Raw genomic sequence first — 8,310 nt, forward strand, 5'->3', positions numbered from 1 at the left:
CTTACTCTCTGCTTGCCCTGTCCTTCGCTTTCCCCTTTCGCGTCATCGCCTGGTCGGCGGCGCCGCGTCGGGGAGGCGGTATATAGGCCGGATGGCGAGGAGCTCGCAAGGGCTTTTTTTCAGAGCTGCGCGGATTTTTTGCCGGAGCCGCCGAATGCGGCTACGCTTCCGACCATTGGGAACGCTCCGGCCGGGTCCGGGGCCATGACGAAGCGAGGGCCGATGACCAGACGCGACGACAGCTTTGAGCCGATGCCTTCCTCCGCCCTGGAAGCCGTGATCGTGCCACGGACCAGCGACATCGGCGGGCTGGAGGTGCGGCGCGCCCTCCCCTCCGCGAAGAAGCGCATGGTCGGTCCCTTCGTCTTCCTCGACCAGATGGGTCCGACGGTGCTGAGCGCCGGCGGCGGGCTCGACGTCCGGCCGCATCCCCACATCGGGCTTTCGACGGTGACCTACCTCTTCGAAGGCGAGATCCTGCACCGGGACAGCCTGGGCACCCTTCAGGCGATCCGGCCCGGCGAGGTCAACCTGATGACGGCCGGCAGCGGAATCGCCCATTCGGAGCGCACGGCACCCGAGGCCCGGTCCCGCGACAACCCGCTTTTCGGCATCCAGATGTGGGTCGCCCTTCCCAAGGCGCACGAGGAGATTGCCCCGACCTTCTCCCACCACGGGGCGGATGCCTTGCCCGTGATCGAAGGCGAGGGAAAGCGCGTGCGGCTGATCGCCGGGGCCATGTATGGCGAAGGGGCGCCGACGGGTAGCCTCTGGCCGATGTTCTACGCGGACGCGGTCTTGGAGAGAGGCGCGCGGCTGGAGATCCCGGCGGAGCACGAGGAGCGGGCCGCCTATCTCGTGAGCGGCCGCGTCGAGGTTACGGGCGACAGCTTCGAGGCCGGCCGGCTGCTGGTTTTCCGTGCCGGAGACGCGATCACCGTCACCGCCGCCGAGCCGTCGCGGTTGCTGCTTCTCGGCGGCGAGCCGTTGGACGGCCCCCGGCACATCTGGTGGAATTTCGTTTCCAGTTCGAAGGAGCGCATCGAGCAGGCCAAGCAGGACTGGCGGTCGGGCCGCTTCGCTCCCGTCCCGGGCGAGCCCGACCCGCTTCCCCTTCCTGGCGAGGAACCCCCGCCCGTGCGCTATCCCTGACCAGGGACGCGAGGCGGGACGGCTTCTCGACAAGCGGGCTGATTGGTGCGGTCACAAGCAGTCGCCCGGCCTGATCGGTCATTGAATACATTAAAGACCAACCTGATTAAAATACTGCAGGTCTCCACTTCGGTTGTTGCGCTGCAACAGCTCCGTCCTTTGCTGTGTAATGGTCTTGCGTTCGGTCATGGCCCCGTCCCGGTTGAGCCGTCCGGACCTTGCACAGGAAAGGAACGAGCGATGGAAATCTCCGCTCTGACGATCGTCACCAACTGGACCGACCTTCTCCTCGGCCTGACTCTGATCGCCGTCTTCGCCGGCCTGCGCGTGCTGGGCAGCCTGCCCCGGACCACCGCCCCGGAGCAGCCGGCCGCCGCCCACCCGGCCAACAGCTCCGGCTACACGACCGCATCGGCCGCCTGAAGGCTGCATCCGGTTACGCCCGCCTAGCCGGACCGCCGGGCGGCGCCGCGCACGGCGTCCAGGACGGCGCGCTCGGACTCGGCCAGATAGGCCGAAAGCCGGAGCGATGCCTCCGTGCGGCGTCCGGCGCGGAGCAGGTCGTAGATCTCCCGATCCCGTTCCGCCCAGGGGGCCTGGAAGCCCGCCTCATCGGGGGCCGCCGCGAAGGCGAGCCTCAACTGGGCGAGCACGCCGTGAAAGAAGCCGTTGATCTTCCGGCTTCCCAGCAGGTCCACGAGCGCCTGATGAAAGCGCAAGCTCGCCGTGCCGGCGGCGCGCCAGTCCGCTCGGCCGGTCTCCTTCTCCACCAGGGCCGCCGCCTGGTCGAGCGCCGTGAATTTTTCCTCGGGCGCGAGCGCGCTCTCTTCCACCGCGCGCTGCTCCAGCGCGCGCCGGACGATATATATGTCACGCACATCCTCGGCCGACACGGTTCGGACCGTCGCTCCCTTGTAGAGCTGCTGGACGACCAGCCCCTCCGCCGCGAGTTGCCGCAGCGCCTCACGGAAGGTGTTGCGCGACACTGCAATCTCAGCGGCGAGCGCTGCCTCGCGCAGCGCGGCGCCGGGCGGCAGCCGGCCCGACAGGATCGCCTCGCGCAACGCCCGCGCAGCACGCTCCGCGGACGCGAGCCCCTCCTCCGCCCCCTTCCCTTCGAGCCTCATCCGGCAACAGTCTCCTCTTCCGTGCTGCTCCGCCCGGGCGAAACCCTGGCGGATGGATCGTTGAACGGTCCCGAGTGGTGCCAAGCTTAGCCGTAAAGCAGACTGGGCGCCCGTTCCTTGACAGATCTCTCGGGATCGTTCAACAAAATGGACGGCCTGGACGGGCTCATACGCCCATGCGGCCGCAACAGCGGAGTGACCCGATGCCCGACTTTCCCGCCGCCTATCAAGCCTCCGAAGGCTCGATCCTGCATGTGGACAAACCCTTCTACCAGCGCATCGCGGACCGCCAGGACGGCCGCACGCTGGTGGACTCCTTCACCATTCCCATCCGCACCGGGCGGGCCTGGAAAGTGCCTGCGGGTCATGTCTTCCGGATCGTCACGGTGGAAGGGCCGCAGGTCGGCGACCTCAACATCTGGAACGCCCACGACCCGCGCGAGCGGCTGTGGGCCTCGCGCTCGCGCCAGCTTCAGCGCGCGCATGTCAGCACCTTCGACCGGCTGTGGTCGACGCTGCCCTTCCTGCGCCCGCTGGTCACCATCACCGCCGACAGCCTCGCCGGCTATGGCGTGGACGCGTATGGCGGGCGCGTGCACGATCTGCTCGGCACGCGGTGCGACCCGTACGTCAACCGGCTCCTGACGGGGGAGGATTTCCACTTCCACTGCCATTCGAACCTGGTCCGCGCGGTGGCGCCGCACGGGCTGACCGAGTTCGACGTGCACGACGTGCTGAACGTCTTCCAATGCACGGGCCTCAACAGCCAGGACCAGTATTTCATGCGGGATTGTCCCGCGAAGACCGGCGACTTCCTGGAGTTCTTCGCGGAGATCGATTTGCTCTGCGCCCTGTCCACCTGCCCCGGCGGCGACCTGTCGGTGCCCTTGTGGGGGCCGGACGCGCGCGACCCCATCGACGTCTGCCGTCCGCTCGGCATCGAGGTCTACCGGCTGGAAGAGTCGCTGCTGGAAGGCTGGCGTTCGCCGGAGGTCGCCCCCTACAAGGGCGCGCACGGCATGAAGGTCGAGAAGGGTTACTGGGAGAAATGACGCGGACAAGGCCCGCCGCCTCGCTGGGGGCGGCGGGCGGCCTGCGTCAGATGTCGAGCGGAAGGTTGTCCGGATCGAACCCGAGGCTGCGGATGATGTCACGGGCCAGGTTCAGGTTCGTCTCAAACTTCCAGCTCTTGTTGTGGGCCAGATATTCGGTGATGTTCGGGCGCCCGTTCGCGAAACGCCGCGGGCTGACATTGTACCAGCGCGCGTCGGCGAGGCCGATCTCCTGCTCGCGGGCGTAGCTCTCGGCGATCAGAGGCCAGGGGTTCGTCGCGCCACCGGCCGGGACGTCGTTGTCGAGAAAGGCGACGATGCGCTGACCGTCGCGCGAAAAATCGGCAACCTGAACCTCCTTCGTCTCCTGCCCTTCGCGCAGAAGCGACCAAGTCCGGCGATGTTGTTGCTCGTGAATGTCAAGCAAGGTGCGCACTCCAACTTTCCTGCGCCAGACTACAAGGATCACGGCATTGGAGCTAGAGGCAACTCGCCCTCCGGCCCATTCTTCCTGAACAACCCCGGCGGGACAAGGGGCATCCCGCGACCATTCAGGTTACTGCTTCCGGTGATGGCCCCGCCTTTCCCGCGCCGGCCCGCCGGACCGCGCGCAAGAAAAAGACTGGCGCCGCGATTATTATCACGATCCCAGGTAACTAATCTTTAAAACATCCAGCGAATCCTTGCCCTCGCCAAAAGAGTGCGGCTTGGGACTTATATTCGTCCGCGCTTTTCGCTAGGATGTCCTCAAATGCGCTTCCGGGGGGAGGCGCCATTTCCAAAAAGGTAAGGGGAAAGACCATGACCGAAAGCCAAGGCACGACCAGGGCTTCCGCGGCGCCGAGCAGCCTTGTTCCCGCCGCCGGCGCCAGCCGGATCCTCGGCCTCGTCTCCGCCGCCGCGATCATCGCGGCCGTCGGCGGCTGGACGCTTGCCGGAAGCCGGGGCGACCGGGCGGACGCGGCCGAACAGCGCATCGCCGTGCTGGAGCAGGAGCGCGACGCCCTCCAGGGGCAGCTCGCCGCCGCCGCCAAGAGCCAAGGCAACATGCAGGCCAAGTACGCCACGGTCCAGGGGCAGCGCCAAGCGCTCGCCAAGGAGCGCGACGCCCTTCTCGCACAGGCCGCGGCGCAGCAGCACGCGATGCAGGCTGCGGTCGTGAAGATTCAGCGCGAGCGCGACAACGTTCAGGCGAAGTACGCCAACATCCAGGACCAGCGCCGCGCCCTCGCCAAGGAACGCGACGCCATTCAGGCGCAGCGCCTGGCGCTCGAGGCGTCGCTGAAGGCGCAGCTCGCGACGAAGGCCCGTGAACTTGGCAATCTGCAGGCGAAGTACGCCACCATCCAGGACCAGCGCCGTGCCCTGAACGGCGAGCGCGACCGGCTCCAGGCCCAGTATGTGGACCTGAAGACCCGTTCGGGTGACCGCGACGCCATCGCCGCGCAGGTCGAACGGCTGCGCGTCGAGGCGAAGGCCACCCAGGACCAGATGCAGACGGTCCGCAACCAGATGGGCAGCCTGCACTTCCAGCAGGGCGATATCGCCGCCAAGACCAAGGAGGTCACCGACCTGATGGTGCAGCGGCTGGCGGAGATCGACGCCACCCAGGGCCGGCTCGCCGCCCTGCGCCAGCAGGAGTTCCAGGCCCGCGAGGCGGTGCTGGCGCTCCAGCAGCAGGCCAAGGAGACGGCCGGGCTGATCGCGGTCAGCGAGAAGCGCTTGTCGGAGCTGCAGCTTTCGGCGACGGAGGCCACGCAGACCCTGTCCCGCCTGACCGGCGACATCGCCAGCCGCAGCAAGGCCATGACCGGGGGCGAACCGGCCAACCCGATCCAGCCGGCCGCCGTCAAGTAAGGCGCCGCCAAGCAGGACGAGGTCAAGCAGGGCGCTCACGCGGCGTCCGGTCCTCTCGGGGGCCGGACGCCGTTTCTTTTCAAAACCCTCCCATGCCCGCGCGCTCCCTTCCCTTTTGCCGGGATCGCGCTAACCTGTGCAGGTGCAGCAATCGGGGCATTCGGGGGGTTCCATCACGATGACGGCCATTCTTCCAGCACAGCGCCACACTCCGTTCGAGGACGCGCACGCGCTGCTGATGGGGTCGCTGTTCATCGGCTTCGGCTTCGCCCTGCTCCAGAGCGCGGAGCTGATCACCGGCGGAGCGGCCGGCATCTCCCTCATCCTGCACTACGCCACGGGACTGCCGGTCGGCGCCCTGTTCTTCACGATCAATATTCCTTTCTATCTGTTCGCAGTGCGGGCGATGGGCTGGGCCTTCACGCTGAAGACGCTCGCCACGAATGTGCTGCTCGCCCTGTGGAGCTGGGTTTTCCCGCGCGTGCTGGACATCGCGGCGGTCGAGCCCGCCTTCGCGGCGTTGGCCGGCGGAACGCTGATGGGCATGGGCGTGCTGGCACTGGCGCGGCACAAGGCCAGCGTGGGCGGCATCGGCGTGCTGGCGATCTATCTCCAGGAAAAGAAGGGCTGGCGCGCCGGCAAGGTGCAGATGGGCATCGATTCCCTGATCGTCGCGGCCGCCCTCTTCGTCCTCGATCCGCTCCACCTCCTGCTTTCTGTGGCCAGTGTCGTGGCGCTCAGCCTCGTGCTCGTCATCAACCACAAGCCCGGCCGTTACGCCGGCTATTGAACGTGCCGGCGCAAGTCTGCAACACGCGCGGACGCTGAGGCCTGGCCTCTTTGAACAAAGCCCCTGCCGGGCGCTCCCATCCTTTTCAAAAGCGCTCCGTATCTGGAATGCCTTATTCCAGCGTGCTGGGCTTTTGTATTCAAGATCAAAAATCCCTGAATACCGGATCCACTATGCTGGCGGAAATGCTCTGTTGACTACCCAAAGAGGATAGGACAGGCCTGCTCCGACCTTAATTCCACGTGCGAAATGATCATTTTTCTCCAAAGAGCTGGCATACCAGATTTAGAGTTCTTTCGGCTGATTGTTCGTGTCGCTGAGAATCAGGTTGCGCAATTCTGAAATGCCACATACCATATTCCAGTGTCGGCCCCATGATGCGCTCCATACAGGACATGGCCGACGGCGTGCAGACCACAGAATCCTGCAGCACAAAAGGGAGGAAACCGATGGGTACCTCGACCTCGTATCTGATGCGTTGTGTAACGGCGACCGCAGTCGCCGTCGGCGGCCTCGCGATGACAGCCACGGCGGCTCAGGCCGCCTGGGAGCCGACCAAGAACGTCGAATTCATCGTGCCGGCGGGCACGGGCGGCGGCGCCGATCAGATGGCGCGGATGATCCAGGGCATCATCCAGAAGAACAATCTGATGAAGCAGTCCATGGTGGTGATCAACAAGTCGGGCGGCGCCGGCGCCGAGGGCTTCCTCGACGTCAAGGGCTCCAACCGCAACCCGCACAAGATCATCATCACGCTTTCCAACCTCTTCACCACGCCGCTGGCCACGGGCGTGCCCTTCTCCTGGAAGGACATGACGCCGGTGGCCATGCTGGCGCTGGACAACTTCGTGCTGTGGACCAACGCCAACAGCCCGATCAAGTCGCCCAAGGAGTATGCCGAGGCGGCCAAGGCCGGCACGCTGAAGATGGGCGGCACCGGCTCCAAGCAGGAGGACCAGATCATCACCGCCGCCATCGAGCAGGCGACGGGGGCCAAGATGACCTACGTGCCCTACAAGGGCGGCGGGGACGTGGCGGCGCAGCTGGTCGGCGGCCACATCGACTCCAGCGTGAACAACCCGATCGAGGCGGTCTCGCAGTGGCGCGGCGCTGCCTTGAACCCGCTCTGCACCTTCGGCAAGACCCGCATGGAGGGTTCCGAGCCGGTGCATGACGGCAAGGCCTGGAAGGACATCCCGACCTGCACCGAGGCCGGCCTGCCGGTCGAGTATCAGATGCTGCGCGGGATCTTCATGGGTCCGGGCGTGACCAAGGACCAGATCCAGTACTACGTGGATCTGTTCGAGAAGGTGCGCGCCACGTCCGACTGGAAGGACTTCATGGAGAAGGGCGCCTTCGACAGGAGGTTCCTGATCGGCGATGAGTTCAAGGCGTGGCTCGGCGAGGCCGAGACCCTGCACAAGGATCTCATGACCAAGGCCGGCTTCGTCGCGAAGTGACGCGCGAAGCAAGCTTCGCTTAAACCGCTCAGCTCCGGAAGACGCCGCGGCGCGCCCCTCAGGCGCCGCGGTGTCCCGGGGCGGCTCACCGGAGTGGTGGTTCTATGCATACGGACAATTCAGACGAAAGGGCCGTCATCTCGGTCCGCACCGCCGAGATCGGCGTCGCCGCGCTGTTCATCCTCGCCTCCATCGTCGTGATGATGGACAGCATCCGGGTCGGCAACGGCTGGGCCGCGGATGGCCCGGAAGCCGGCTATTTCCCCTTCTACGTCGGTGTGGTGATGTTCATCGCCAGCGTCGGCACGCTGGTCGGCGCCATCCGCGCGCGCGGCACCGGGCAAGAGGCCTTCGTCGAGCGCGGCCAGCTCAAGCTGATCATGAAGGTCTTCGTGCCTTCGTGCATTTTCGTCGCGCTGATATATCCGCTGGGCATGTATGTCGCCTCGGCGCTCTTCATCGCCTTCTTCATGGCCTGGGTCGGCAAGTACCGCCCGCAGATCATCGCGCCGATCGCCATCCTCATCCCGATGGCCCTGTTCGTGATGTTCGAGATCTGGTTCCTCGTGCCGCTGCCCAAGGGCCCGCTCGAGGCGATGCTCGGCTACTGATCCCGGCTTTCCGGCACCGGGCGACCGGTTCCGGCCTCCGGCGGACACCCGCTTTCGGGACCGGACGCGCCCGGTCCCGGACCAATCAACACCGTGCCGTCCCGGCCGTTCGCGGCGGGGCCAAGTGTGGGAGAATACGGTGGAAGCGCTCTCGTCTCTCATCATGGGCTTCGGTGTGCTCGCCGATCCCATGAACATCGTCTACATGTTCATCGGCGTCACGCTGGGCGTCCTCATCGGCGTCCTGCCCGGACTGGGCGG

Annotated in this window: 9 protein-coding genes; 7 read left to right on the forward strand and 2 right to left on the reverse strand. The window is 66.1% G+C overall.

Translation table 11 applies throughout. The features are described 5' to 3' along the window. Nucleotides 1–222 precede the first annotated feature (222 nt). Nucleotides 223–1,152 (forward strand): pirin family protein, encoded by a 930-nt coding sequence (locus JUB11_RS31795; protein WP_207462818.1) that lies wholly within the window; start codon nucleotides 223–225, stop codon nucleotides 1,150–1,152. A gap of 240 nt (nucleotides 1,153–1,392) precedes the next feature. Beyond that, complete coding sequence (locus JUB11_RS31800; RefSeq protein WP_207462819.1) at nucleotides 1,393–1,575, forward strand: hypothetical protein; 183 nt, start codon at nucleotides 1,393–1,395, stop codon at nucleotides 1,573–1,575. A 23-nt stretch (nucleotides 1,576–1,598) separates the two neighbouring features. Here JUB11_RS31800 and JUB11_RS31805 read toward each other — a convergent pair whose 3' ends face one another. Next, nucleotides 1,599–2,279 carry a GntR family transcriptional regulator gene (locus JUB11_RS31805; RefSeq protein ID WP_207462820.1) on the reverse strand — a complete coding sequence of 227 codons (681 nt, stop codon included), beginning with the start codon at nucleotides 2,277–2,279 and terminating at the stop codon, nucleotides 1,599–1,601. A 203-nt stretch (nucleotides 2,280–2,482) separates the two neighbouring features. Here JUB11_RS31805 and JUB11_RS31810 point away from each other — a divergent pair, with 203 nt between their 5' ends. Beyond that, nucleotides 2,483–3,331, forward strand: coding sequence for a DUF1989 domain-containing protein (locus JUB11_RS31810; protein WP_207462821.1), 849 nt, complete (start codon nucleotides 2,483–2,485; stop codon nucleotides 3,329–3,331). A gap of 46 nt (nucleotides 3,332–3,377) precedes the next feature. Here the strand turns inward: JUB11_RS31810 and JUB11_RS31815 are convergent, their stop codons facing one another. Further along, nucleotides 3,378–3,767 (reverse strand): hypothetical protein, encoded by a 390-nt coding sequence (locus JUB11_RS31815; protein ID WP_348771548.1) that lies wholly within the window; start codon nucleotides 3,765–3,767, stop codon nucleotides 3,378–3,380. 365 nt (nucleotides 3,768–4,132) lie between these two features. On the opposite strand from JUB11_RS31815, the gene JUB11_RS31820 reads away from it, so the two are divergent. The 4 genes from JUB11_RS31820 to JUB11_RS31835 all read left to right on the forward strand — a co-directional run bounded on the left by JUB11_RS31820 (nucleotide 4,133) and on the right by JUB11_RS31835 (nucleotide 8,049). Continuing rightward, complete coding sequence (locus JUB11_RS31820; RefSeq protein WP_207462822.1) at nucleotides 4,133–5,188, forward strand: hypothetical protein; 1,056 nt, start codon at nucleotides 4,133–4,135, stop codon at nucleotides 5,186–5,188. Between the two features lie 178 nt (nucleotides 5,189–5,366). Continuing rightward, the gene (locus tag JUB11_RS31825) at nucleotides 5,367–5,978 is read left to right on the forward strand and encodes a YitT family protein (protein ID WP_207462823.1); all 612 of its coding nucleotides are present in this window, start codon (nucleotides 5,367–5,369) and stop codon (nucleotides 5,976–5,978) included. Between the two features lie 449 nt (nucleotides 5,979–6,427). Beyond that, nucleotides 6,428–7,438, forward strand: coding sequence for a tripartite tricarboxylate transporter substrate-binding protein (locus JUB11_RS31830; RefSeq protein ID WP_247887465.1), 1,011 nt, complete (start codon nucleotides 6,428–6,430; stop codon nucleotides 7,436–7,438). 104 nt (nucleotides 7,439–7,542) lie between these two features. Further along, nucleotides 7,543–8,049, forward strand: a complete 507-nt coding sequence (locus JUB11_RS31835; protein ID WP_207462824.1) for a tripartite tricarboxylate transporter TctB family protein — start codon at nucleotides 7,543–7,545, stop codon at nucleotides 8,047–8,049. Nucleotides 8,050–8,310: the final 261 nt, after the last annotated feature.

Source organism: Azospirillum sp. SYSU D00513 (assembly GCF_017356015.1).
Taxonomy (GTDB): Bacteria; Pseudomonadota; Alphaproteobacteria; order Azospirillales; family Azospirillaceae; genus Azospirillum.